Genomic DNA, 25,406 nt, shown 5'->3' with positions numbered 1-25,406 from the left:
TACCGTCATTGTGACCGATGTTGAATTCTTTAATTTAATTACCTACCCTTTTCGATACCAGTGAAAAATAACCGAGCCCAAAATCGGCATCAGAATACAGATAAAAAGCCACATCAATTTTCGCGGTGTAGAATAAGGACTTTTTACAATTTCAATAATGCTGAAAATTAGAACTGCGACAAATAAAATGATGAAGACGGTGTAATAAGTTTGAGTACTCATTGTGATTTTTGTCTTCTCTACTTTTGTTCTTAAAATAGAGGGATTGAGAAGACATTTTTCTCCAACTATTTAAACATTAAATTTTCCAAAATTTAATTTTCTATAATTAATACTACTCAAAATTACGAATTTGACAATTATCGATTGTAATTAAAACGATATTTATTATACATAGTTTATGTTTGCTTTAATCTATCGTTCTTAACATTTAATTCTAATTAGCATGAATAATTAGCGTTCAAGACCACTCGATATAGAGATAAAATGCAACAAATTTCTCTACCTGATCTAATTAAATTTAAGTAAACATAATAATAGTTGAGAACATTAACAATCTGTTTATCAGTATTTTAAGAAAAATCAATTTTAGAAATTCATGAATTTTACAATACTAAATTAATAGCGTGGAATTTTTTTTTCTACATTTGATTCATTAATAAAAATAATATGAAAAAAACCTTTACCAGCTTTATGTTTGTAACATTTTCTATGGTTGTAAATGCACAATCGGGAAGCCTAGACAACACCTTCAACGGGAACGGAATCGTTACCGGTAATTACACTTCAGGAAATAATTCCGCAGACGCAATGGTGGTTCAGCCCGACGGAAAAATAATCGTCGCAGGGGCAACCGGAGTATCTTCCAGCGTAAAAATTGGAGTCAGCCGATACAATGCCGATGGAAGTTTAGACACCAGTTTTGCCGATAATGGAAAAAGAGATTTCTCTTCAGGCTGGATTAAATCTTTTGTGAAAGACATCAAACTTCAGCAAGACGGAAAAATCGTTATGGGAGGATACCGCTGGAATAATTCTACCGGTGATTTTATCATGGTGAGATTAAATCCAGACGGAAGTTTCGATACGACTTTTGGAACAAATGGTATTGCCATCATCGACGGCGGCCAAACTGAAGTTGCAGAATCTTTCGACATCGATAGTAACGGTGACTATATCATCTCAGGCTACGTTGAAGATGATTTCGCGATGGCTAAAGTAAAAAGCAATGGTACTTTAGATATTGATTTTGGAAATGGTGGTTGGGTAATTACGCCTTTTTCAGATTTTGCAAGTTATAGCCACGATACTATCGTTAGTAGCACTGATGGAAGAATTATACTCGGCGGGATGATTTTAGACGGCTACCAAAATAAATATGAATATGCACTTGCAGTTTATCTTTCAAACGGAAATTTAGATACCACTTTTGGCGACCAGGGAATCCTGCACTTCCATGTAGGTACAGACAACGATTTTGGTATGCGAATCCTTCAGCTGAATAATGGCCAGATTTTAATCGGTGGTCATTCCTGGTATGCAACCAGTCCATTGCGCTATGAAGTTGCAGTGGCAAGACTTAATCCTAATGGAAGTCTCGATACCACCTACGGTACAAACGGAATTTTCAAAACTCGTTTGGTAGCAAATGGCACAAGTTACCTTTCAGGAATGACGCTTCAGGATGATGGAAAATTAGTTCTAACAGCGACTGCAAATGAAGCCGGTGATTACAATTTCGGTCTTGCACGTGTCACTGCAAACGGCCAGCTGGATACCACATTCGGTCAGGGAGGTACAATATTTACCGATATCCCGAACAGTACTTATGGTGAATCTTATAACGTAGGAATTCAGCCAGACGGCAAGATTGTGGTTTCGGGTGATACAGAATTACCTGGCTTGCCAATACAGTATTTTATTGCAAGATATAATGACAAAAATTTAGCCGTACAAAACGTAAAAAGTGCAGTAGCTCAACTATATCCAAATCCGGCTACAGATTATATCAATCTTGATTTTGCGAAGTCTGGAAAAGAATACGACGTAGAAATATTTAATATAGCTGGTCAAAAAGTAATGACTGCAACAGTATCGACCAAATCAGCGATCAACGTTTCTTCTCTGGTAAAAGGAAGTTACTTCGTAAGGTTAAACGACGGAACTAAAGCAACAACGCTACAGTTCATCAAGAAATAAAATTAAAGTAATTTGATCAGAAAACCAATGAGCGATCATTGGTTTTTTTTGTTTGAATAATTTTCGATCCCTCAATCAAGCCGTTTCAAAAATTTCAAACTAAAAATGGTAGTTTTGTAATCATTAGAAAATATCATGGAAAAACAGGAATATAAAATATACATCATCGGCGCCGGAGTAAGTGGACTGATCGCTGCTCAAACGCTGGAAAAACACGGCTTCTCTCCTACAATTATTGAAGCTACAGATTCTGTAGGTGGTCGTGTGAAAACCGATATTGTGGAAGGATATCAACTGGATCACGGTTTTCAGGTTTTGTTAACTTCCTATCCCGCTGCACAGAAATTTCTGGATTATGAAGCTCTGGAATTGCAAAATTTTCTGCCGGGTGCTGCCATTTTTAATAAAGGAAAGAAAAATCAGATCGGTGATCCTTTGCGCGACCTTTCTCTCCTAATTCCCACGGTATTTTCCAGCATTATTACTTTCCGCGATAAAATAAATATATTGCAGTTAAATCTTCAATTAAAGAAGAAAGATATCTCAGCAATATTTGCAGAGAAGGAAAAAACCACTTTAGAATATTTGAAAGATTTCGGCTTTTCAGATCAGGCACTTAGTCAGTTTTTCAGACCCTTTTTCAGTGGAATATTTTTAGACACACAATTGGAAACTTCGAGTCGAATGTTTGAGTTTGTCTATAAAATGTTCGGAACAGGCAGCGCTGCTTTACCAAAAGCCGGAATCCAGGCAATTCCAAATCAACTCGTGGAAAAATTAAAAACGACAAAAATTCTCTTTAACACTACTGCAAGTTCTGTAAAAGATGGCGCAATCACTTTAGAAAACGGCGAAGTTTTGGAAAGCGATTTTACGATCATTGCTACGGATTCAACAAACTTACTCCCACAATTAAATAAAGAACCGCTAGAATGGAAATCATGCTTCACCCTTTATTTTGAAACAGAAAAAAGAGTTATCGAAAAACCCCTGATCGGACTTTTACCTAAAGAAAAAAAGCTGATCAATAATCTATTTTACCATACAAGTTTAGGGACTTTCAAAAATGGTGGTAAAGAATTACTTTCCGTGACTGTTGTGGATGATCAAAATTTAAAAGGTGACGAAGTCACTGAAAAAGTGAAAAACGAATTAAAAGAACATTTTAATATTGAGGTTTTGAGATTGATTAAAATCTATGAGATCCCCAAAGCTTTACCAGATCTGAAAAACCTTAAATATAATTTGTCACCAAATGAAACTCGTTTCTCTTCTCAAATTTTCCTTGCGGGCGACACTTTACTCAATGGCTCTTTGAACGCGGCAATGCTGTCAGGTGAAAGTGCGGCACTTGCGGTTATTGAAGCTTTAAGCAAATAAATTGATAGTCTACAAATTTTAATATAGAGTCTAATTTCTACTTTTTTAAATTTCCGATTATATGAATAATTTTTACGCCTTTTTCTCGAACATCTTTAAGATCACAAAAGCATGTGGAAAAGTAATGGCTGCAATAAAAGAAAAGAAGATCGCATCAAATATCTTCTCATCTTTTAGAAAGTAGTAAAAAACGCCTATTCCGATCAAAGAGACGATCCAGTAAACGAAGGCTGATTTAAAATACAATTTGAAATTTTCGAAAGAATATTTGCCGTACAGAAATTTGATCTGATCATGCAAAGATGGGATGCTGTGCCATAAAATAAAATAAATGGCGAATCCCCAAATCAGACTTCCAAGTTTGAAGATCAAAGCAAAAACAATCAGGTATATAATTTCCGCCACCATGATTTTTTTGAAAGTCGGGATATAAAAATAATTATAGATCATCAATAACAATAAAGCCACTCCAGAAATAATTAATGGAGCCGGATTCGTCACCAGACTAATTTCATAATTCGTAATGCTGAAGATGATTTTCTGCACTTCAATGTTGTGAAAATAAAATAGAAGAAGAAGAATAAAACTGCCGTACACCAAGTAAAATACGGGCTTTCCCCATGTCCATTTGTAATTTTCTAAATCTTGAAAATGCTGTTCCCCAAAGTGATACGCACTGATCACGACAAAAATAATAAGAACGATCAAAGGTATTGTCAGAAATAAAATGGCCGAAATGAAGACGACCAAGACGTAAATTCCTAAAAAAGTCAAAAAGGATCGATTTTTATTGCCTTTCAAATTTTTAATCAAAACCAGATCGTTGGCGCCGTGCAAAATTCCGAAAGAAAATATAAAAATAAATCCGATGAGCGTTTGATCATCGCTGTTTAGTCTCGACGTAATCCACAAAGCCAGAAAACTGATGATGATCGATATTTTAGAAATTTCTTTCATTAAAAATGGTTTTGAGTATTACTTACGAATTTCCGCGAAAATTAAAATATGGTTTTACTCTATGATTTACCGAAAGTTAAACGCCATTAATTATGCGCAAAACAAACAGTTTATAGCTGATTTGCATAATTCTGAACAAATATACATTTTGGTAATTGAATCAAAAATGTAAAAAACGATTAATCATCTTATTATTGAACTTATTTATGATGGTATTAAACATTAATTAGTTGAAAAACAAACCATTATAGTTCTTTATACCGATAGTAAGATATCTTACTATATTTCATAAATAGGTAATATCTATTACTTAATATCGATTTTTGATGTACATTTGAGGAACAAAAAAAATTATAAATTATGACAAAGTTATTATTACTCTCCGCAGGAATTGCGAGAATGTTACCAGATGATTACACTGGATTCACCTTCTTTGTAGGTACAATGGCCATGATGGCCGCATCGGCATTTTTCTTTTTATCGCTGAGTCAGTTTGATAAAAAATGGCGAACCTCCGTTTTAGTTTCTGGCTTAATTACTTTTATTGCAGCAGTCCATTATTTTTACATGAAAGAATACTGGGGCGCATTTCATGAGTCTCCAACCTTTTTCAGGTATGTAGACTGGATTTTAACCGTTCCATTAATGTGCGTTGAATTTTATTTGATCTTAAAATTTGCGGGCGCAAAAATCGGTTTATTGTGGAAAATGATCTTCCTGTCTGTTGTCATGTTGGTTACAGGATATTTAGGAGAGACGATCTTCAAAGAAAATGCAGCGATCTGGGGATTGGTTTCTGGTATCGCTTACTTCGCCATCGTATATGAGATTTGGCTCGGTAGCGCTGCGAAACTGGCAAAAGCTGCAGGTGGTTCAGTTTTAGAATCGCACAAATTACTGTGTTGGTTTGTACTCGTAGGTTGGGCAATTTATCCGCTCGGTTACATGTTGGGAACTGATGGATGGTACACTTCAATCCTGGGAAAAGGCAGTGTAGATGTTGTATACAACATTGCAGATGCGATCAATAAAATCGGATTTGGATTAGTGGTTTACAATTTAGCCGTAAAATCTACCAAAGAAATTTAAACATCTTTCTGGAGTTTAACTCCCGAAATTACCGTAAGAACATCAGTTCTACTTCTAGCTTTATTTTTGTTAAAAAGGTTTATCGAACTTCGGTTTGGTAAACTTTTTTTATTTATAATAGAATTCAGTCTTAAACATTAAAATAAAGCTCATGAATTTTTAAATTTATTTCTTCGGATCATTCACATATTTTTAAAAAAACATGAGTTACGTTAAAGTTATCATAAAAATTTCTACAAGTTAATCTCGGTATAATAATTGTCGATTGCAATACGCAATTCACATTAAAATAAATATCAAAATGGCAAAACAAGACAAAACAGCAAATCCTGTAACTAAAAAAAATTCAGGAAAAATGGAGGCTAAAGGATTTCCAGCACCAAAACAACTTTCTGTTCCAACAGATTTAAAACCAGGCGAAGTACAAAATGTCGTCAATGCGGTGAATCCACTGATAGCTGATGCGTTCGCACTTTACACGAAAACAAAAAATTTCCACTGGCATTTGTCCGGTTCACACTTTAGAGATTATCACCTTTTGTTTGATGAGCAAGCAGAAGCGATCTTCGACAGCATCGACATTCTTGCAGAGCGCGTACGACGAATTGGAGGAACAACCATTCGAAGTATTTCGCATATTTCACAATTACAAACCATTTCTGATAACAATGACGATTTCGTAAGTGCACAAGATATGATCGCAGAATTATTGTCGGATAACAGTCATATTGCGAGTAATCAAAGAAAAGCGATCAAAACAACGGAAGACAACCGCGATTCGCCGACCAGTAATCTTTTGCAGGAACAATTAGATGCGACTGAGAGAAGAATTTGGTTTTTATTTGAGATCAGTCAGGGATTTGATAATTAAGAATTCAACACTTAGATTCTATACCAAGATACCTTCTTTGCTGAAGGTATTTTGATATTAAATTATAATTCAAAAAATAATAAGATGCAGGTAGCAGTTTGGGATACTTATGTAACAAAAAAAGATGGCACTGTGATGCATTTCGACATTATTGCGCCTTCTGAAATTCGGGATGAAACGATCATTCAGAATTACGGAAAAAACTATTTAAAATTTAAAGGGCAACCGGAGCAGTTGTTAACTTCGAAGGAATGCAGTTTTTGCCATATCGAAACGCTTCAATCACATTTTGAGGAGGAGATCAACCAAAACGGCTATTATATCCTAGAAATGGAAAATTGCAATTAACAGCGTGCTCATTTTTAAAGATATTCACGTTTAATCATTTAAAATAATAATATTATGTGGAAAGAAACCAATGGAAAACTTCATCAGACTTTTAAGTTCAAGGATTTTTCCGAAGCATTTGCCTTTATGACAAGAGTTGCACTCATCGCAGAAAGTCAGCAACATCATCCAAACTGGTCCAACGAATACAACAAAGTAGAGATCAATTTGTTTACGCACGACGCAGGAGATAAGGTCACCGAAAAAGATCATAAACTGGCCAAAGCGATCGACAAAATATTAGCATAAATTCTAACCTAAAGATTCTCCGGTAGAGTGCTCGTGGTTTTTTTGATCCAAAAAAAATTGCCGGATTTTCTTTTAATAAAAATGATACTATGAAAAAAATCTTAATGGTTTTAACTTCTCACGCAGAGCTACAAGATACAGATGACAAAACCGGACTTTGGATCGGTGAATTTACAGATCCTTATTACGAATTTATCGACAAAGAATACAAAGTAACACTGGCAAGTCCAAAAGGAGGAAAACCGCCCATTGATCCGATGAGTGCGTTAACTGAAAATATTACTTCTTCTAACAGGAGATTTCAGGAGGATCAACTCGCAAAAAAAGCGCTGGAAAATACGCACAAATTAGATGAGATCTCCGCTTCAGATTATGATGCGGTTTTTTATCCGGGCGGTCATGGTCCAATATTCGATCTGGCGACCAATGATTTGAGTGGACAATTAATTTTAGATTTTCTAAAAAGCGGAAAACCCGTCGCAGCGGTTTGTCACGGACCGGCTGCTTTAATTAAAGCCGCTGAACTAGACCCTTCTCTTTTAAAAGGAAAGCGTGTAACAGGATTTTCTAATATGGAGGAAAAATTGGCAATGCGCGCAAAAAAAATTCCTTATCAGCTGGAAGATCGCTTGAAAGAATTAGGTGCAGATTATCACAATGCACTTCTACCTTTTGCTTCTCATGTCGAAAGAGATGGACTTTTAATTACGGGACAAAATCCCTTATCAGCAGGACCAACTGCAGAAGCACTGATCGAACTTTTGGGATAGGAATTTTCTTTATGTTTAAAAATTACAGCCAATTAAGTTTGGCTTTTTTTTATCCGGAATTTTGTTAAAGTGTATGGATGATTTCCGATCCGGCGGTTTACAAAATTGCAGCACGGTTGAAGAAGAGCGTTTAATTTAGATACTTTCATTCCGTGAGCAAGATCATTGCCTACTAATTATTTTATTATTTTTGCATCCTCAAAAAACTCAATTTGAATCCATTTTCAAATCCGGGGTTATTTTACTTTTTTTAAAATTAAGAAAGTGAAAGTTTTATTTAAAAATGATCTTGTAAAAAGGTTGACCATCAATATATGAAAGCATTTCTCAATCTATTTGATTTTTCTCAAAAAATAAATTACCGAAACGAAGTTTTAGCAGGATTAACAGTTGCTATGACAATGATCCCAGAATCCTTATCCTTCGCGATCCTGGCTGGTTTCCCACCCTTGGTCGGTTTATACGCCGCTTTTATCGCCGGATTAATTACCGCAGTTTTTGGGGGAAGACCCGGAATGGTTTCTGGCGGAGCTGGTGCAACCGTAGTAGTCATCATCGCTTTAATGCGCTCCAACGGAATTGAATATGTTTTCGCAGCGGTCGCACTTGCAGGAGTAATTCAAATCTTAATCGGACTTTTTAAATTCAGCAAATTCATAAGACTGGTACCGCAACCTGTGATGTACGGTTTTGTAAACGGCCTTGCTATCATTATTTTCATGTCGCAATTAACACAGTTTAAAATCCTAAAAAATGGGCAGTTATCCTGGCTTAAAGGCGAAGCGTTAATGATTATGATAGGTTTAGTTGCCTTGACAATTGCCATCGTTGTTTTATTTCCGAAGATCACAAAAAAAATTCCTGCTTCTTTAGTTGCAATTATTGTTGTTTTTGCTTTGGTTGTAGGTTTTGGAATCAACACCAAAACAGTGCAGGATATTGCCTCCGTTGAAGGCGGTTTTCCTCCCTTCCATATTCCAAATATTCCTTTTAGTATAGAAGCTTTTAAGATCATACTTCCCTACTCCTTGATATTTGCGGCGGTTGGATTAACCGAAGGACTTTTAACTCTAAATCTTGTGGATGAAATGACGGGCACAAAAGGAAATGGAAACCGCGAATGTATTGCACAGGGAACTTCTAATATTGCAAACGGATTCTTTTTTGGAATGGGTGGTTGTCCCATGATCGCTCAAACTTTAGTCAATCTTTCCGCAGGATCCAGAGCAAGACTTTCTGGAATTATTGCTTCAGTCACCATTTTAATTATCATTCTTTTCGGCGCACCCATTATTGGCAAATTACCAATGGCGGCTTTGGTCGGAGTTATGATCATGGTCGCTCTCGGAACTTTTGAATGGGCAAGTTTTAAAATCATTAACAAAATGCCGAAACAGGATATTTTTATCGGGATTTTGGTTGCAGCAATCACTGTTTATCTCCACAATTTGGCACTGGCAGTTTTGGTCGGAGTTATCATTTCTGCCCTGGTTTTTGCGTGGGAAAGTGCAAAGAGGATCCGTGCAAGAACCCGAATTGATGATGCAGGAATAAAGCACTATGATATTTACGGACCGTTATTTTTCGGATCAGTTATGGCTTTTTCAGAGAAATTTAAGATTGCAGAAGATCCAGCTGAAATCATTATCAATTTTAAGGAATCCCGCGTTGCAGATATGTCGGCTATTGAAGCCTTGAATTCAATTACAAAAAAATACCTTGAGGCTGGAAAAAAAGTTCATCTTCAAAATTTAAGCGCCGATTGCATTCGACTTTTAAATAATGCCGAAGCGGTCATCGATGTGAATATTATGAAAGATCCAGAATATTTAGTAGCAGTGGAAGATTAATTATTTCCAAAATACTTTGACCTCTATCACATTTAAAAATTCTGAGGATGAAGTGAGGAAGATAGATTTATGAAAACGCTTCTAAGCAGAAACTTTTTAATTCCAAAAATAGGTTGAAAGAAAATTAACCAGTCTGTTCATATCCTGTCGCATGGAGAAAGCCAGTAAATATTTTAACTGGAAGAGAATCGGTTCAAATCCGTTTGCTAACTTCAGAAATTCCCGTTCCGGAATGATGCTGTAACATTTTCCCTGATGCATGATCTTCAAAGCGTGATCTCCCAAAGATACCGTCATACTCCCCAATTTTTTATAGAAAGTATATTCGCTTATTTTCACAAAACCGTCTTCTAACATTTCAGAAGTTAGTTTCGTAAAGAGTTTTTGTGCTTCCGGAGATAAATTCATGATATTTCTAGAACAAAGGTACAATTAACAGAAAACAATTAAAAATAATTATAACAATTTATTTAAGATCTGAATGATGATTAAACAAATCGTTTAGAATAAATAAAGTCGAATATTTTTTACGGATCAGACTTCAATAATAGAACATTCATTAAAATAGATGAAATCATCAATTAAATATAATTTAAATTTAAACTATCAATTAAAATTACAATTTTAGACTAATAAAAACTTTAAAACTGAATTACCTTTGATAAATAATTAATTAATCAATGTCAGACAAAGAAAGACAGATATTTCAGACCAATAACGCAAAACGTTACCGACTCACACAGTGGACAATCAGAGTCATTGGTTCCATTCTCCTTTTCGTATTAATAGTGGTCGGAATTGCGGTGGCAAGAGGAAAAAACCCTTCGATGCCACAAATGAATTCAATTCGCAAATCCTTTGAGTCGAAAATTAATCCCGATAACAAATTCACTTTAGCAACACCACTGAACAAAAAGTTCAAAGGTTTCAAAGATTTTCTGCAGAAGAGAATTCAGGAAGAAAAAAAACCGAGGAATGTTGTGAATGCACAATTGATCCGTGGCGCATTTTATGTTCCGTGGTCGCCGCTTTCGCTTTCTGATCTTCGTGCGAACGGAAGCAAACTTAATACGATTTATCCGGAATGGTTTTTTATCAATCCAACAACATTTCAACTGGATTCGCGCATCGATAAAGAGGCGCTTTCGGTCATGAAATATCATAAATTAAGTGTTCAGCCGATCCTGAATAATTTTATTTCTATTCCTGGGAAACAGGGAAATTTCAACGGAGATCTGCTTCACACCATTCTTCATAATCAAAAACTTCAAAATCAGCTGATTGGTCAGATCATCACGACCTTAAAAACAAATAATCTGCAGGGAATAAATATCGATTTCGAGGAAATGAAGGAGAATTCAGATGAGTTTCTGAACGCCTTTATGAAAAACTTATACACGCAGTTCAAACAAAACGGACTGATAGTTTCCATAGATATCATGGCAGATAACACCGATTATAATCACAATTATTTAAAAGATTATACCGATTATTTTATCATAATGGCCTATGATCAGTTTAATGATCCTTCACACGCAGGACCCATCAGTGATCAGAAATGGATCGAGAAGCAGCTGGATCAAATTGCAAAAGATATTCCTTCCGAAAAACTGATTCTCGGTGTTGGAGCATACGGAAGACAATGGATCACAGATGAAAATGGTAAAAGGACGGAAGATCTCACCTACAGCCAGGTTATCGATCGTGCAAAAATTTCGAAGTCTGATATTGATTTCGATGAAAATTCCTACAATCTCCATTATGCTTATAATTTTGCGGGAAGTGAAGATGAACCCGCTTCGAAAAACGATGTTTGGTTTACCGACGCTGCATCAGTTTATAATATCTTAAGATTTTCTGATGATTACCGGAATGCAGGAACTGCATTATGGAGATTAGGCAGTGAGGATCCACGAATCTGGTCTTTTTACGCGAGAGATCTCAGTACAGAAAGTTTAAATAAAAGCCCATATAATTTCACTCTGTTAGAAATGATGCCGCCGAATTTCAACAGCAAACCAACTGCAATTGGAAATGGGGAGATCATTAATATTCTCTACTCACCACAACAGGGTCGCACAAAAATTCTGGCCGATAAAAATGAAAATTTAATTGCAGACGAAACTTATTCACAATTACCATCTGGATTTCTTTACGAAAAATTTGCGGAGGATAGCTCAAAAATTGGTCCCGGTCATAAGATCATCTTAACTTTTGATGACGGCCCAAGTTCAGAATATACGCCCAAAATTCTGGATATTCTGGAGCGGGAAAAAGTTCCTGCAACCTTCTTCCTCATTGGTGAAAATGCCGAAGCAAATATTCCTCTGGTTCAAAGAATTAACCGCGATGGTTTCGAAATTGGAAACCATACGTTCACCCACGGAAATCTGGCAAAAATGTCTCCCGAAAGAGCTGCCTTAGAATTAAAAACAACCCGTTCATTAATTGAATGCATCACGGGAAAGTCGACTGTACTTTTCCGCGCACCTTATAATGCGGATTCTGAGCCTCAAACTTATGAGGAACTGGAACCTTTGGTACAAAGTAAAAGAGATAATTATATCGCGATCGGCGAAAGTATAGACCCGAATGACTGGGATCCCAAAATGAATGCAGATTCTATTGTGAACCGAACCATTCGTTTCGCGACACAAAATAATGCAAGCATCATTCTGCTCCACGATTCCGGTGGTGATACAAGACAGCCGACTGTAGATGCGCTACCACGGATTATTAAATATTTTAAGGACAGAGGCTGTAAGTTTACAACAGTTGCAGATTTGATGAAAGTTCCCGAATCTCAACTGATGCCTCCCGTACCAAGAAGCTGGAAAAATGATCTGAATTTCTTTTTTGCTGCGGCAAGTTACTGGATCGGACAGGTCATCTATTCCCTATTTTTACTTGGAATCATTCTCTCGATCAGCCGAATGCTTTTCATGGGTGTTCTCGCTTATCTTCAAACCAAAAGAGAGAAAAAACTGCGTGAAACTTTCAAAGGAATTCCTGCAGGTTTGCAAGTGAGCATCATCGTTCCGGCTTATAATGAAGAAGTAAATGCCATAAGAACGGTCGATTCTTTATTGAGTCAGGATTATCCGGATATTAACATCGTTTTTGTGGATGACGGCAGTAAAGACAATACGTTTGAAAATGTAAAAAAAGCCTTCGAAGGAAATCCGAAAGTAAAAGTGTTCACCAAACCAAACGGCGGAAAAGCTTCCGCTTTAAATTTCGGAATTTCAAAAACCGACTCCGAATTTATTGTGTGTATCGATGCAGATACGCAGTTAAAAACCGATGCGGTTACGCAATTGATGAATACCTTTTATTTGGCTGGAAAACCTAATGAAGTCGGTGCGGTTGCAGGAAATGTGAAGGTCGGTAACGAAATTAATATGATCACCAAATGGCAAAGTATTGAATACATTACGTCCCAAAACTTCGACCGTCGTGCATTTTCATTATTGAACTGTATCACGGTAATTCCCGGAGCATTAGGAGCTTTTAGAAGAAAAGCGGTTATCGAAGCAGGTGGATTTACGACTGATACCTTAGCCGAAGATTGCGACTTGACCATGAGATTGCATAAGCTGGGCTATATTATCGAACAGTGCAATGAAGCAATTTCTTACACAGAAGCACCTGAAACGATCGGTCAATTTTTGAAACAGCGTTTCCGCTGGAGTTTTGGGATCCTGCAAAGTTTCTGGAAACACCGCGATGCGATTTTCAGAAAAAAATACAAAAACTTCGGTCGGGTTGCATTACCCAATATTTTGCTCTACCAAATTTTACTGCCATTCCTGGCTCCACTCGCAGATTTACTTTTGGTAATGAGTTTAATTCTCTCCGGATTAGGTTTAATAGTCGCAGATCCGTATCACATTATTTTATACTATATCATCTTCTCCCTCGTCGATATATTAGGAGCTGCCATAGCTTTTGCCTTTGAAAAAGAAAAATTCAGCAAACTGGTCTGGATGATTCCGCAAAGGTTGATCTATCGACAATTGATGTACTATATTCTGTTTAAATCTTTCAGAAAAGCGATCAAAGGAGAAATTCAAAACTGGGGCGTTTTGAAAAGAACAGGGAATGTGAAAACGACGTAATTTTAATTAAAAACCTGGGGCATGTTCAAATACAAAAAATTATTTCCTCTTTTTCTCGTGCAGTTTTTCACTTGGTTGGGATTATTTTCGTTGTGGATCTATGCAACGCCGGTCATTACGAAATACTTTTTTACCACAGGAAATTCAGAGAGTTTCGATTTTGAAAACGGCACAAAATGGGTCGGGATCTGTTTTGCACTGTACAGTATTTTAGGCGCAAGTTTAACTTTCACTTTGCATAAAATTTTAAAGCGAAATTCGAAATATGCAGTGCACGCTGTCGCATTATTTTGTGGTGCCTTAGGTTTAATGTCTATGGGATTTATCCACTCAAAATATTTGTTATTGCTCTCATTTGTATTTATCGGGATCGCCTGGAGCAGCATCAGTACAACGCCGTATTTATTGGTTGGCGAAATGGCGCCCGACGAAGAGAATGAAAAATATTATTCGGTTTTTAACTTTTCTACCGTCATTCCGCAAGCTGTTGCGGCATTTTTACTGGCTTTTATGACGAAACAATATTTTCATGGTGAAATGATAGAAACTATTTTTGCAGGCGGCGTTTTTATGTTGATCGGCGCCGTAATTTCACTCCTTATTTATTTTAAAGAACCGAAGATTAAAGAAAAAATTAATGATTAAAAAAATAGAATTATTTTTCAAAAAAAATCTTTCAAAAATAAAATGGCAGGAAATTCTCGCCGTCTTAATTTTATTTCTGGCTTTCGTCTTTTTTAGAAGTGAAAGAAAGGAAATGTCCTCTATTCTGTCACAACTTCATCAGGCAAAACCAATCTGGATCTCTGCCGGAATTTTCCTCACCATTATTTACGTTTTATTGCAGGCATTCATGTATATGGCGAGTTTCAGAGCGGTGGGCATCAAACTGAAACTTTCAGATGCGCTGGAATTATTTTTAAAAAGAAATTTCCTGAGCGTTTTTCTTCCTGCAGGCGGAATCAGTTCTCTGGCTTATACGCCGCGACAACTTCAACGAAAAGATTACGATAAAAACAGCATTCATAAAGCAAGTGCCATTTACGGATTTGTCGGCATTGTGACTGTTTTTCTTGTGGGTATTCCTGTTGTTGCATATGCTGCTCTCGTCAATAAAAATTTTGGAAATTCCTGGATGTGGTTGCTGGGAGTTGGGATTTTTATCGCGCTGGTTTTTTGGATGGTGAACTCCCTTCGAACAAAAGGAATTCTTTATCAATTTTTAGAAAAACGCGTTCCGAAGAAAATTAGTGATATCGACGAATTTTTTGGTGGAGAAATTCACAAAAAACACTTTTACATTACCGTTTTAATTTCAGTTTTAATAGAGTTCTGTGGGATTTTTCACCTCTTGATCGCGATGTTTGCATTTGGTGCAGAAGGATCTTTTTCTGCGGCTGCAGTTGGCTATACTATTTCGGTTTTACTGATGCTCGTTTCCCCATTTTTACGAGGTTTAGGTGCCGTAGAATTCACACTGATCTATATTCTCGCAAGCTTCGGATTCTCGCACAGCCAGGGTTTAGGAATAACCTTGCTTTACCGGGTTTTTGAATTTTGGTTGCCTTTGCTTCTGGGATTATTTGCTTTTATCTGGAAAGGGAGAAAAATAGTCGCGCGAATTTTTCCCGCACTCGCTATTTTTATTTTAGGACTCATTAATATTATTTCGGTCATCACGCCACCAATAAAACACCGGCTAAAACTGGGAAAACTTTATCTCTCTGAAGATACGATCCACTTCTCAAAAATACTGACTTTGGTCGCAGGAATTCTTTTATTGGTGACGGCTGCATACCTATTGCGGGGATTAAAACGCGGTTGGTATTTTGCGATGATCCTTGCCGTAATTTCATTTTTTGGAAATATCATTAAAGCTTTAGATTACGAAGAAGCATCTTTTGCTTTGTTCATTATTTTACTTTTACTGATCAGTCGGAAAGAATACATATTAAAAACAAACAGAAAATATTTGAAACTGGGTTTTTCCTGGTTAATAGGACTTTTGATCAGCGTAGTCATCTTTAATTTTCTCAGTTTTTATTTCATTGATAAACGCCATTTTGGGATTGATTTTACCTGGAGCGAATCACTGTATTACACGATTCATAGTTTTCTTCTTTTTCAGGATAGTGGATTGGTGCCGAAAACCGGATTTGCGCGGGATTTTGAATACATCAACGTTTTCCTCGGAATCGTTTCCTGGTTGCTCCTTATTTTTTCCCTGTTTAATGTTCGGCAATTAACAAAAAGTGATGATCGTTCAGGTGATTTTCAAGATGCCCAAAATTTAATGGAAACCTACGGAACTTCAGCGCTTGATTTCTTTAAAATAGCCAAAGACAAACAGTTTCATTTTTCCGATGAAGTAGAAGGTTTCATTTCTTACCGCATTGCAAATCATTTTGCCATCGTTTTAGAAGAACCTGTTTGCGACGAAGAGCATAAAGAAAAACTAATTGAAGAGTTCGAAGATTTCTGTAAAAAAAATGGTTTAAAAACTATTTATTATCGAATTGATGAGCAAAGTTTATTTCTCTTTAAACCTTTTAAAAAACAGAAATTATTTATTGGTCAGGAAGCGATCATGAATATCGAAGACTTTAAACTGGAAGGAAAAGACAGAAAAACTTTAAGAAATGGACTGAACTCTTTATCTAAAAAAGGCTACACCTCCGAGATTTTATACCAGCCTCAAAATGAAGAAATTTTAAATGAAATTCAAAGTATTTCCGATGAATGGTTAAAGGAATTTGATAAAGAAGAAATGGTATTTTCACAGGGAATGTTTGAGCGATCTGAAATAAAAACGCAGGATTTGATCGTTATTAAAGATGAAGCTGGAAAGATAGAAGCATTTCTAAATGTTATTCCAGATTTTGCGCCCGATGAATGTACATATGACCTGATCCGAAAGACAGTAACTGCGCCAAATGGAAGTATGGATGCCATGATTGTAAAACTCGTGGAGTATGCGAAGACCAAAAAAATGCTTTACATCAACCTGGGATTAACACCTTTGGGCGGAATGAAGCAACCCGACAATACGGCAGAAGAAATTTTGAAATTTGTTTACAACCGGATCGGAAGTTTCAAACATTATCAGAGTCTGCGCGATTTCAAAGAAAAATATGCAAACCAGTGGGAAAATAAATATTTGATGTACAGTAACGATTTTGATCTGTTGCAAATTCCGGCAGCTTTAAATAAAATTACTAAACCGCAATGAAAAAGTTAGTAAAAATTCTGAGTCTAACTGCATTATTCCTCCTGTTTTCATGTTCGGATGACAGTTCATTTCCCGTGACAGAATGGAACAGCAACAGCAGCAAACCGGTTATTTTCTACGTAAGTGGTGATGCGGGATTCAACACTTTTTCAAAAACATTTGGCCAGGAACTTCACCGTTATGGCTACGATGTTTTTGCACTGAACACGAAGAAATACTTCTGGAATAAAAAAACACCATTAAAAGCCTCACAAGATTCAGAAAAATATTTGAAAGAGATCACCAAAAACCGTACAAATAAAAAAATCATCATCATCGGATATTCCTACGGCGCAGATGTTTCGCCTTTTATTTACAACCGTTTCGATACGGAATTTCAGAAAAATATTCAGCAGTTGATCATTATTGGTCCATCGCAGGTAAATGATTTTGAAATTCATCTGGAAGAATACATAACCGGTCACATGGAGCATGGATACAGTGTTACGAACGAAATTAACCAGATAAAAAACGTGCCTTTCACTTTGGTTGTAAGTGATTTCGAGAACAGATATTTTCCGCGAAAAGAAATTACGCTCCGAGGTTATCGGTTTCTTCATATTCCGGGTGATCACCATTTCGGAGGCAACACTAAAATGCTAGCCGATACGCTCGTAAAATACTTTTAAAATTCAATTCAATGTCGAACAAAACCTCACAACATATCTTACCAACTGCGTCAAATCTCTTGGGTTTCTGTCTTATTGTGATCACTTCATTACACATCAGTTCCTCTACAAAAAGTTCTGTTCTAGATGAATTTACAAGTATCGTCGCGGTTTTGCTCTGTTTTTCTGTAATCCTGTCTTTTGCTTCTATTAAAACTGAAAACAAGATACGCATGCGCCGATTTGAATTAATCGCCGAAATTTTGTTTGAGGTAGCCATTGCAGGAATTGGCTTAATAGTGCTCGTTATTTTGAGAAAATTTTGGTTTCAGTAAACTGAATGTTGATAAGGCATTTCTGATTGAAAACTTCTCAGTAAAAAATCAACTTGATATCGAAATCCTGCTACTATTTCATTTTAGTTTTCCTCAAAATTTTTCTTCAACATTATTAATATTTCGGAAAATCCCCTTATATTTCACTCGGATTATTCTATTAAAAAACATTTCAAAATGACCAAAGACGAACTCTTAAATAAAGCCATGAAAATCGCTCAGAAGGCTCATAAAGGACAAACTGATAAATTTGGCACCCCTTATATTGGACACGTTATCAGAGTGATGAATTCCGGGAAAACGTACGATGAAAAGATCGTGGGAGTTTTGCATGATGTGATTGAAGACTGCCCCGAAATCACTTTAGATTATTTGTTGGCAGAAGGTTTTCCGAATGATCTTGTTTTCGCGATCGAGTGTTTGACGAAACATCCGGAAGATCAGGATTATATGGAATTTGTAAAACAGACCGAAAAATCCCCACTTGCAGTTTCGGTGAAAATGAATGATCTGCAGGATAATATGAATCTCACAAGATTTAACCGACCGATCACAGAAAAAGATATGATCCGCCTGAACAAATATTTGACGGCTTATCTTTATTTAAAGGAGAAATATTAGCAATTCACTTCCGGGAAAATTCCCAATATACTTTTTTTGTCTTTTGAAAAATTAGAAAATAAAACTTTTGCGGCTTTTGTGGTTTACAACTTGTCAGTTTCTACTCAACTGTTTTATCAGAATCGCTTAAAAGATTATTTAAATCAGAAAGTTCAGTCTCCGTTAAATCACGCCATTTCCCAACCGGAAGATCGAGTTTGAGATTCATGATTCGGATGCGTTTCAATTTTTTCACTTCATAACCACAAAACTCACACATTCTACGGATCTGTCGGTTTAAACCCTGCGTCAAAACAATTCTGAAAGATAAATTATCGATCTGTTCTACTTCACATTTATTCGTCACCGTATCTAAGATCGGAATTCCGCCCCGCATTTGCATAAGGAATTTTGGAGAGATCGGCTTGTCAACTCTTACGATATATTCTTTTTCGTGGTTGTTTCTGGCGCGCAAAATCTTGTTCACAATATCACCGTCATTTGTCAGCATAATTAAACCTTCGCTCGGTTTATCTAAGCGTCCGATGGGGAAAATTCTTTTCGGATGATTCACAAATTCAACGATATTATCGAGTTCCCTTTTGGTATCGGTCGTGCAAACAATCCCAACCGGTTTATTCAAAACGATATAAACTGGTTTTTCCTCTGACTTTTTGATGGAAATTCCGTCCACAAAAATTTCATCCTGGTCGGAAACCTTAGTTCCCATTTCGGGAATTGCTCCATTAATGGTAATTCTACCTTGTTCCAATAAACGGTCGGCTTCTCTGCGCGAACAGTAACCAACTTCTGAAAGATATTTATTTATGCGTGTCTGTTCCAATTGTATTAAAGATTTTTGTTGCTAAAAAGGATTATTCCGTAGGATAATCCTATAAAAATACTGGCATTTCCATCGATGATCTGATCGTCTAAACTCAATTGAAACTGATGACCGAATCTTTTACTTAAAGGTTCGGTTTTACCAATTCCAATACCGACAAATCCAGCCTTTTTTGCTGCAGTATGATTTATTTTGGTGCCAAAGTTAGCGAAAAGATAAACAAGATCATCCGTTTCAGGGTCGTTGATATAGAAATTAGGTTGAATTTTATAATAGAGCAAATGAAAATTTGGATCGATGTAACTGTATCGCAAACCGCCACTTACCGAAAACCAAGTTAAAGGTTGATAACCTGCTAAAAGGCTGAAACCATAATTAAATTTTCCAGGAGGAAGCTGACTTTTTTCGTAATCATTTTGCGCCTGATTTTCGCGAATAATACTTCCTAAATCAAAGCCGATATTCGCATCGATGGTAGTAAAAACTCCTAGTTTTGTCGTTTTTTTCTGAGCGAAAAAGAAGATCGATGTGGTAAGAAAAATGAGTAAAATTAATTTTTTCACTCTTTATTAAATTTAAAATCGTTTTGCAGATAATCTGAACTTGCATTCTCAATCGTGTAACCGCCAATTTTAGTTCTTCTTAGATTTGTTAAGTAGGCTCCAACTCCCAATTCCTGACCGATGTCGTGCGCTAAACTTCGAATATATGTTCCTTTTGAACAACCAACCGTAAATCGGACGAAAGGCAATTCGATTTCGATATCTTTGATGTAATTAATGGTGGTTTTGCGCCATTTCATTTCCACTTCTTTTCCTGCTCTGGCTAAATCGTACGCACGATTTCCTTCAATTTTAATCGCTGAAAAAATGGGTGGTTTCTGATCGATCTCACCAAGGAATTTTTCTAAAGTTCCCTTGATCTGCGCTTCCGTGATTTCTGAAATATCCTGTTGAAAAATCTCGGGTTTTTCGGTGTCGTAAGATTCTGTTTGCACGCCTATTTTTATTTCGGTGAAATATTCTTTGGGTGCATCCTGAATTTCAGGAATAATTTTGGTGAATTTTCCGGTGCAGACGATCAATAATCCTGTTGCTCTTGGATCTAAAGTTCCAGCGTGACCGATCTTAAATTTCTTTGGAAGATTAAATTCGCTTTTGAGTTTGTATTTGAGTTTGTTGACGGCTTGAAAACTCGTCCAGTCCAGAGGTTTGTCTAGGAGAATTATTTGTCCGGAAAGTAAATCTTCGTCTGTCATTTAAAATAAAATTTGGTAAGAATATCCCAATTGCAGCCCGACCTGAGTGGATCCCGATGTAAAATCGGGAGGGAACGGAGGGCGGAAATGTCTGCCCAAAAAAATTATTGAAACTGTGTAAAATAAATCAGCAAAACGATTCCCACAATAATTCTGTACCAACCCCAAGGTTTGAATCCGTATTTATTGAGCAAACTGATGAATGATTTTATAGCGATCCAGGCAACGATAAATGCAACTACATTTCCGAGGAAAAAGAGCAAAATATGATGATTGTCTGCCATTATCATTTTGTATCCTTTCATAGGATTTGGCGTTCCTTTTCCCCAGGTTTTCACGAAAACTGAATAAACGGTTACTGCTAACATTGTTGGAACGGCCAGGAAAAAAGAGAATTCAGCCGCAGCTTTTCGGGTTAAACCCTGCGTCATTCCACCGATAATTGAGGCTGCACTTCTACTCGTTCCGGGCATCATCGCGAGACACTGCCAAAAACCAATGATGACGGCTTTTTTGATGGACATTTCTTTTTCATCGTGGATGACAGGATTTTTGAACCAATTATCGACGAACAACAAAACGATTCCACCTAAAACAAGCATGGAGGAAATGGCGACTTGATTACCGAGAACGGCTTCAATTTTATCATCGAATAAAAATCCTAAACCTAAAGCGGGCAAAACGGCGAAACCTAATTTGTAATAAAATTTTAGATTAGAAAAATCAAAAAACTTCTTCCAGTAAGCTGCAACGACTGCTAAAATAGCTCCGAACTGTATCGAAACCTGGAACATTTTTAGAAATTCAGATTCTTCCATTCCCATCAAATTGGCGGCAAAACCCATGTGTGCGGTGGAAGAAATCGGCAAAAATTCGGTGAGACCTTCGACAATTGCAAGGATGATCGCTTGAAGTGTATCCATATGATAGTTTTAAAAAAAAACTTTGTCAAAGATCTTAACTTTGACAAAGTGGTGAATATTTTGAGTGAAAATCAGACTTTTTTTCGCTTGAGTATTGCGTAAACTTCTACTGCGAAACCGGCGATGACCAACATGGGTGCGATACGGATTCTGCGGATGGAGAAAATTCCTTCGTTCCAGACATTTGGATCGTATTTTCCATCAACAGTATTTGCGTCGGGTCCCATCATTAAAAGGAAACCTACGACAATTAAAGCCAAACCGATCAACATGAATTTATAATTTTCCTTGCCGAAATAAAAGGTGTTTTCAGGAACTGTTTTGACTTCTTTTTTTCCGTAATTATCAGCGGAAAATTTTTGATTTTTTTTGCTCATTTTTATGAATAATAAAGATCATCTACATTAGATCTGAGGAATTTCCAGGTGGCGAAAATAGTGCTGAGAACGGTAATAATTACGCCCAACAAGAAAATTCCGACCACTAAAATAATCAGTTGATTATTGTCTTGTACAAACGGAGTTCCGATCTGGGTGATAAAATAATACCATGCTCCAAAAAGAACGGCTAATCCGATGACTGCGCCAACTACACCAAGAATTATTGCTTCTTTAATAAAAGGTTTTAGAATGAAACGCCTTTTTGCTCCAACCAGTTGCATTGTTTTGATAATGAATCGCTTAGAGAAAATTTTGAGTCGAATCGAGTTGTTAATTAAAACCACCGCTAAAACGAGGAACAGAATTGAAAATCCTAAGATCCATTTTAAAATATTGTTCAGATTGTTATACACTTCAACCATCAAAGTGCTGTTGTTCTTGACATCCATAATTCCGGGTGTCGCCTTTATTTGCTTGATGGCTTCATTGATTTTCGCAGGATCCACGTATTCCGGTTTCAGTGCAATTTCTACAGAGGAAGGGAAAATATTTTCTTCGAAAAGTGCGCTGGATTCGATTCCCATACTTTTTCTGGCTTCTTCAGCCGCCATTTCCCGAGAAATATAAGTGGCCCGTTTTACGGGTGCTAAAGTTTGAATTTTTTTGAAAGCATCATTTTCCTGCTTCACGATCTTCACGGAATCCTTTGCATCAAAATTTTCGTCAAAATAGGCATTCACGACCAATTGTTCTTTGATGTAATCGGAATATTTTTGAGCATTGATGAGGATAAGACCCATTAATCCTAATAAAAATAACACCAGAGCAATACTTACCACAACGGTAATATTACTGGAGCGAAGCCGTCTTTTGTTAAAATCTTCAACTGTCTTTGCCATTAAATAATAAATTTCTGCTAAAATAGAAAAAATCTTCCGTAATTTGCCGAGAATCCTAGAAAATCGGTGTTAAAAAAAACATAAAGAAAATACTTTTTAACGCAGATTTTTCCTTTTGAACATTGAATTTATGAACGTAAAAGCAAAAAAATATCTCGGCCAACATTTCCTTATGGACGAAAATATCGCAAAAAATATTGTTGAGTCACTTTCCTTTGATCAGTACCAAAAAATACTGGAAGTTGGACCAGGAATGGGCGTTCTTACGAAATATCTTCTGGAAAAAGATTCAGAAATTTTCGTAGCGGAAATTGATAAAGAATCTGTTGATTATCTGCAGAAACATTACGCAAAACTAGACGATCAGCATATCATTGGAGATTTTTTGAAATTGAATATTGAAGAAACTTTTGGCGATCAGGTTGCGATCATTGGAAACTTCCCGTACAATATTTCTTCTCAAATTTTATTTAAAATCATCGACTATTACGGCCACGTTCCGGAAATGGTAGGAATGTTTCAGAAGGAAGTTGCAGAACGAACTGCGGCTGTTCCACGTACAAAAGCTTATGGAATTTTATCAGTTTTAGTTCAGGCTTTGTATGATGTGGAATATCTTTTTACGGTACACGAAAATGTCTTTAATCCACCACCGAAAGTAAAATCGGGTGTTATCAAATTGACAAGAAATCCGAAAGAAGGTTTGGTTGGCAACGAAGTTTTATTTAAGAAAATTGTAAAAGCTGGCTTTGGACAAAGACGGAAAAAGCTGTCAAATTCTCTGAAAGTTCTAGAAATCCCGGAAGCTTTGCAAACGCATATCTTTATGGATAAACGAGCGGAAGAGTTATCGATCCAGGATTTTATTTCGTTTACAAAGGAATGGAAAGAAGCGTCGGCGAATTAAAAATAGATCGTGTTTGAATGCCTAAGTTGTTGAATGTTTGAGTAATTCTTTTCTGATCTGAGGAAATTTTACATTACATTCAAACTGCAATACCGTTATCATTTTGAATTATTATCCTGTTCTTTTTTAAGATCCTCTAATTGAGTGTGAAGTTTTGCAATGATCGCACGCATTTCCCTAATATCACTTTTATTGGATGAAACGTGGCTTTTAAGCATTACATTTTTGGCGCGTTCGTTGTGATCTTCTTCATCTTCATCCTCCGCGATATCTTCAATGTCTTCCTGGATGTCATCAATATCAACACTAATTTCTTCAATATCTTCGCTGATCTCCTCAATATCTTCACTAATTTCTTCGATATCATCCTGAATTTCTTCAATGTCTTCGCGGATGTCTTCAATATGCTCATGACTTCTGTTCACGGACATCTGGATAAAAATGGCGAGGTAAATTGCTTCCAAAGATAATACGGTGGTTAAAATTAAGAGCATTTTATCTACCGCGACAATTCCAAAAACAGGCAGTAAAAAAGCGATCAGGAATACGATGGAATGGACAATAAGTGAAGGAATAGAACCAATCCACCACATGACCCAGTCGGTAATTTTCTCTAAAAATTTTATATTATTTTCGCGCAATTCGGCTCTGCTGATTTTTTCCATAAGAGCGCAAATTTAGTTAAAAATCCTTGGAAACTCCCAAACCAAACAGCGCAAAATCGTAAAGAGCAGGATCTTCGGGATTAAATTTTCGTAACACCAGATCCATTTCCTCCACGGTTTTCCAGTCGTTTTGTTTTCGTTGGATGATGTTGATCTTGCGGGAAATGTTACCGGTGTGAACGTCCAATGGAACAGATAAATAGCGCTGATCAATGTTTTTCCAGAGGCCGAAATCGACGCCTTTTCGGTCCTTGCGAACCATCCAGCGCAGAAACATAATCAGTCTCTTTGCTGAAGAATTTTTATAGGTTGAACTTACGTGCTTTTTGCTTCGATGGATATTTTCTCCAATAAAATTTTCGCGGAACCGGTGTAAAGCGTGGTAGAAATTTTGTTCGTCATTTTGTATTAGAAAGAAATTTTCTAAACTGTCATTTATAGAATAAAGCCGTTTTAAATTTAGGATAAATTCCCGAAAATCTTCTCCCATAAAAGTTCGGTGAACAGTCATTTTCTCTAAAGACTTCAACTCTTTCCCGGAAACATTTTTTATAAAATCAAAAGGAGAATTTTCCATAAAATTCAGCATCTTCTCGGCGTCGTTGATAATGGATTTTCGATTTCCCCAGGAAATGGTGGCGGTGAGAAATCCGACAATTTCAATATCCTGTTTTAAAGAAAAACGGTGCGGAATTGAAATGGGATCGTCGTCGATAAAAGAAGGATTATTGTAGAAATCTGCTTTTTCGTCGAGGAAATCTTTAAGTTCGGGCAAGGTCATTTTTGGTATTGAGTGATTGTGTTTTTGATTTTTTGAGTATTAATTAAAATTTTCTCAGAAAAGAAATT

The 25,406-nt window shown here is 36.4% G+C and carries 26 protein-coding genes; 15 read left to right on the top strand and 11 right to left on the bottom strand.

Features of this window, described 5'->3' with window-relative positions; genetic code table 11:
* Positions 1-42: 42 nt before the first annotated feature.
* Positions 43-222 carry a PLDc N-terminal domain-containing protein gene (locus IV494_RS02315; protein ID WP_196078551.1) on the bottom strand — a complete coding sequence of 60 codons (180 nt, stop codon included), beginning with the start codon at positions 220-222 and terminating at the stop codon, positions 43-45.
* 447 nt (positions 223-669) lie between these two features.
* On the opposite strand from IV494_RS02315, the gene IV494_RS02310 reads away from it, so the two are divergent.
* On the top strand, positions 670-2,199 hold the full coding sequence (locus IV494_RS02310) for a T9SS type A sorting domain-containing protein (protein WP_196078550.1): 1,530 nt from the start codon (positions 670-672) through the stop codon (positions 2,197-2,199).
* A gap of 135 nt (positions 2,200-2,334) precedes the next feature.
* Positions 2,335-3,579 carry an NAD(P)/FAD-dependent oxidoreductase gene (locus IV494_RS02305; protein ID WP_196078549.1) on the top strand — a complete coding sequence of 415 codons (1,245 nt, stop codon included), beginning with the start codon at positions 2,335-2,337 and terminating at the stop codon, positions 3,577-3,579.
* Positions 3,580-3,651: 72 nt separating this feature from the next.
* Here the strand turns inward: IV494_RS02305 and IV494_RS02300 are convergent, their stop codons facing one another.
* Positions 3,652-4,536, bottom strand: coding sequence for a Brp/Blh family beta-carotene 15,15'-dioxygenase (locus IV494_RS02300; RefSeq protein ID WP_196078548.1), 885 nt, complete (start codon positions 4,534-4,536; stop codon positions 3,652-3,654).
* Positions 4,537-4,896: 360 nt separating this feature from the next.
* On the opposite strand from IV494_RS02300, the gene IV494_RS02295 reads away from it, so the two are divergent.
* From IV494_RS02295 to IV494_RS02270, 6 genes are all read left to right on the top strand, one after another.
* Positions 4,897-5,625 (top strand): bacteriorhodopsin-like, encoded by a 729-nt coding sequence (locus tag IV494_RS02295; protein WP_196078547.1) that lies wholly within the window; start codon positions 4,897-4,899, stop codon positions 5,623-5,625.
* A 301-nt stretch (positions 5,626-5,926) separates the two neighbouring features.
* Complete coding sequence (locus IV494_RS02290) at positions 5,927-6,496, top strand: Dps family protein (RefSeq protein WP_230379816.1); 570 nt, start codon at positions 5,927-5,929, stop codon at positions 6,494-6,496.
* Positions 6,497-6,580: 84 nt separating this feature from the next.
* On the top strand, positions 6,581-6,844 hold the full coding sequence (locus tag IV494_RS02285) for a DUF2024 family protein (protein ID WP_196078546.1): 264 nt from the start codon (positions 6,581-6,583) through the stop codon (positions 6,842-6,844).
* Between the two features lie 54 nt (positions 6,845-6,898).
* A complete protein-coding gene (locus IV494_RS02280) occupies positions 6,899-7,132 on the top strand; it encodes a 4a-hydroxytetrahydrobiopterin dehydratase (protein WP_196078545.1) in 234 nt (77 codons plus the stop codon).
* A gap of 89 nt (positions 7,133-7,221) precedes the next feature.
* Complete coding sequence (locus tag IV494_RS02275; RefSeq protein WP_230379815.1) at positions 7,222-7,902, top strand: type 1 glutamine amidotransferase domain-containing protein; 681 nt, start codon at positions 7,222-7,224, stop codon at positions 7,900-7,902.
* A gap of 314 nt (positions 7,903-8,216) precedes the next feature.
* Positions 8,217-9,752 (top strand): SulP family inorganic anion transporter, encoded by a 1,536-nt coding sequence (locus IV494_RS02270; RefSeq protein WP_196078544.1) that lies wholly within the window; start codon positions 8,217-8,219, stop codon positions 9,750-9,752.
* Between the two features lie 96 nt (positions 9,753-9,848).
* On the opposite strand, the gene IV494_RS02265 is transcribed toward IV494_RS02270, so the two are convergent.
* Positions 9,849-10,160 carry a hypothetical protein gene (locus tag IV494_RS02265; protein ID WP_196078543.1) on the bottom strand — a complete coding sequence of 104 codons (312 nt, stop codon included), beginning with the start codon at positions 10,158-10,160 and terminating at the stop codon, positions 9,849-9,851.
* 272 nt (positions 10,161-10,432) lie between these two features.
* Between IV494_RS02265 and IV494_RS02260 the strand changes: the two genes are divergently transcribed.
* The 6 genes from IV494_RS02260 to IV494_RS02235 all read left to right on the top strand — a co-directional run bounded on the left by IV494_RS02260 (position 10,433) and on the right by IV494_RS02235 (position 18,702).
* Positions 10,433-13,870 (top strand): glycosyltransferase, encoded by a 3,438-nt coding sequence (locus IV494_RS02260; RefSeq protein ID WP_196078542.1) that lies wholly within the window; start codon positions 10,433-10,435, stop codon positions 13,868-13,870.
* A 21-nt stretch (positions 13,871-13,891) separates the two neighbouring features.
* Positions 13,892-14,515 (top strand): MFS transporter, encoded by a 624-nt coding sequence (locus IV494_RS02255; RefSeq protein WP_196078541.1) that lies wholly within the window; start codon positions 13,892-13,894, stop codon positions 14,513-14,515.
* On the top strand, positions 14,508-17,099 hold the full coding sequence (locus IV494_RS02250) for a phosphatidylglycerol lysyltransferase domain-containing protein (protein ID WP_196078540.1): 2,592 nt from the start codon (positions 14,508-14,510) through the stop codon (positions 17,097-17,099). The genes IV494_RS02255 and IV494_RS02250 overlap by 8 nt, the downstream gene beginning before the upstream one ends.
* Positions 17,096-17,767, top strand: coding sequence for an AcvB/VirJ family lysyl-phosphatidylglycerol hydrolase (locus IV494_RS02245; RefSeq protein ID WP_196078539.1), 672 nt, complete (start codon positions 17,096-17,098; stop codon positions 17,765-17,767). Before IV494_RS02250 ends, IV494_RS02245 begins: the two co-directional genes overlap by 4 nt.
* Positions 17,768-17,778: 11 nt before the next feature.
* Positions 17,779-18,081 (top strand): hypothetical protein, encoded by a 303-nt coding sequence (locus IV494_RS02240; protein WP_196078538.1) that lies wholly within the window; start codon positions 17,779-17,781, stop codon positions 18,079-18,081.
* Positions 18,082-18,258: 177 nt separating this feature from the next.
* A complete protein-coding gene (locus IV494_RS02235) occupies positions 18,259-18,702 on the top strand; it encodes a phosphohydrolase (RefSeq protein WP_196078537.1) in 444 nt (147 codons plus the stop codon).
* A 100-nt stretch (positions 18,703-18,802) separates the two neighbouring features.
* Here IV494_RS02235 and rluF read toward each other — a convergent pair whose 3' ends face one another.
* The 6 genes from rluF to IV494_RS02205 all read right to left on the bottom strand — a co-directional run bounded on the left by rluF (position 18,803) and on the right by IV494_RS02205 (position 22,985).
* Positions 18,803-19,525: a 23S rRNA pseudouridine(2604) synthase RluF gene (gene rluF, locus IV494_RS02230; protein WP_196078536.1), complete on the bottom strand. Its 723-nt coding sequence runs from the start codon at positions 19,523-19,525 to the stop codon at positions 18,803-18,805.
* A gap of 5 nt (positions 19,526-19,530) precedes the next feature.
* Positions 19,531-20,088, bottom strand: coding sequence for a hypothetical protein (locus IV494_RS02225; protein WP_196078535.1), 558 nt, complete (start codon positions 20,086-20,088; stop codon positions 19,531-19,533).
* Positions 20,085-20,783 carry a tRNA pseudouridine(55) synthase TruB gene (truB, locus tag IV494_RS02220; protein WP_196078534.1) on the bottom strand — a complete coding sequence of 233 codons (699 nt, stop codon included), beginning with the start codon at positions 20,781-20,783 and terminating at the stop codon, positions 20,085-20,087. The genes IV494_RS02225 and truB overlap by 4 nt, the downstream gene beginning before the upstream one ends.
* Positions 20,784-20,887: 104 nt before the next feature.
* On the bottom strand, positions 20,888-21,706 hold the full coding sequence (locus tag IV494_RS02215) for an undecaprenyl-diphosphate phosphatase (RefSeq protein ID WP_196078533.1): 819 nt from the start codon (positions 21,704-21,706) through the stop codon (positions 20,888-20,890).
* A 71-nt stretch (positions 21,707-21,777) separates the two neighbouring features.
* Positions 21,778-22,083, bottom strand: a complete 306-nt coding sequence (locus tag IV494_RS02210; protein ID WP_039347906.1) for a DUF3098 domain-containing protein — start codon at positions 22,081-22,083, stop codon at positions 21,778-21,780.
* Between the two features lie 2 nt (positions 22,084-22,085).
* The gene (locus tag IV494_RS02205; RefSeq protein ID WP_196078532.1) at positions 22,086-22,985 is read right to left on the bottom strand and encodes a cell division protein FtsX; all 900 of its coding nucleotides are present in this window, start codon (positions 22,983-22,985) and stop codon (positions 22,086-22,088) included.
* Positions 22,986-23,115: 130 nt separating this feature from the next.
* Here IV494_RS02205 and rsmA point away from each other — a divergent pair, with 130 nt between their 5' ends.
* Positions 23,116-23,892 carry a 16S rRNA (adenine(1518)-N(6)/adenine(1519)-N(6))-dimethyltransferase RsmA gene (rsmA, locus tag IV494_RS02200; RefSeq protein WP_196078531.1) on the top strand — a complete coding sequence of 259 codons (777 nt, stop codon included), beginning with the start codon at positions 23,116-23,118 and terminating at the stop codon, positions 23,890-23,892.
* Between the two features lie 98 nt (positions 23,893-23,990).
* Here the strand turns inward: rsmA and IV494_RS02195 are convergent, their stop codons facing one another.
* Both IV494_RS02195 and IV494_RS02190 read right to left on the bottom strand, forming a co-directional pair.
* The gene (locus IV494_RS02195) at positions 23,991-24,557 is read right to left on the bottom strand and encodes a DUF1003 domain-containing protein (RefSeq protein WP_196078530.1); all 567 of its coding nucleotides are present in this window, start codon (positions 24,555-24,557) and stop codon (positions 23,991-23,993) included.
* A 16-nt stretch (positions 24,558-24,573) separates the two neighbouring features.
* Positions 24,574-25,338 (bottom strand): TIGR02757 family protein, encoded by a 765-nt coding sequence (locus IV494_RS02190; protein ID WP_196078529.1) that lies wholly within the window; start codon positions 25,336-25,338, stop codon positions 24,574-24,576.
* Between the last annotated feature and the right edge of the window lie 68 nt (positions 25,339-25,406).

Origin of the sequence: Kaistella gelatinilytica (assembly GCF_015679325.1) — a bacterium.
Taxonomy (GTDB): Bacteria; Bacteroidota; Bacteroidia; order Flavobacteriales; family Weeksellaceae; genus Kaistella; species Kaistella gelatinilytica.
The sequence above is the reverse complement of the archived record's forward strand: the minus strand, read 5'-3'. Positions and strand labels throughout refer to the sequence as shown.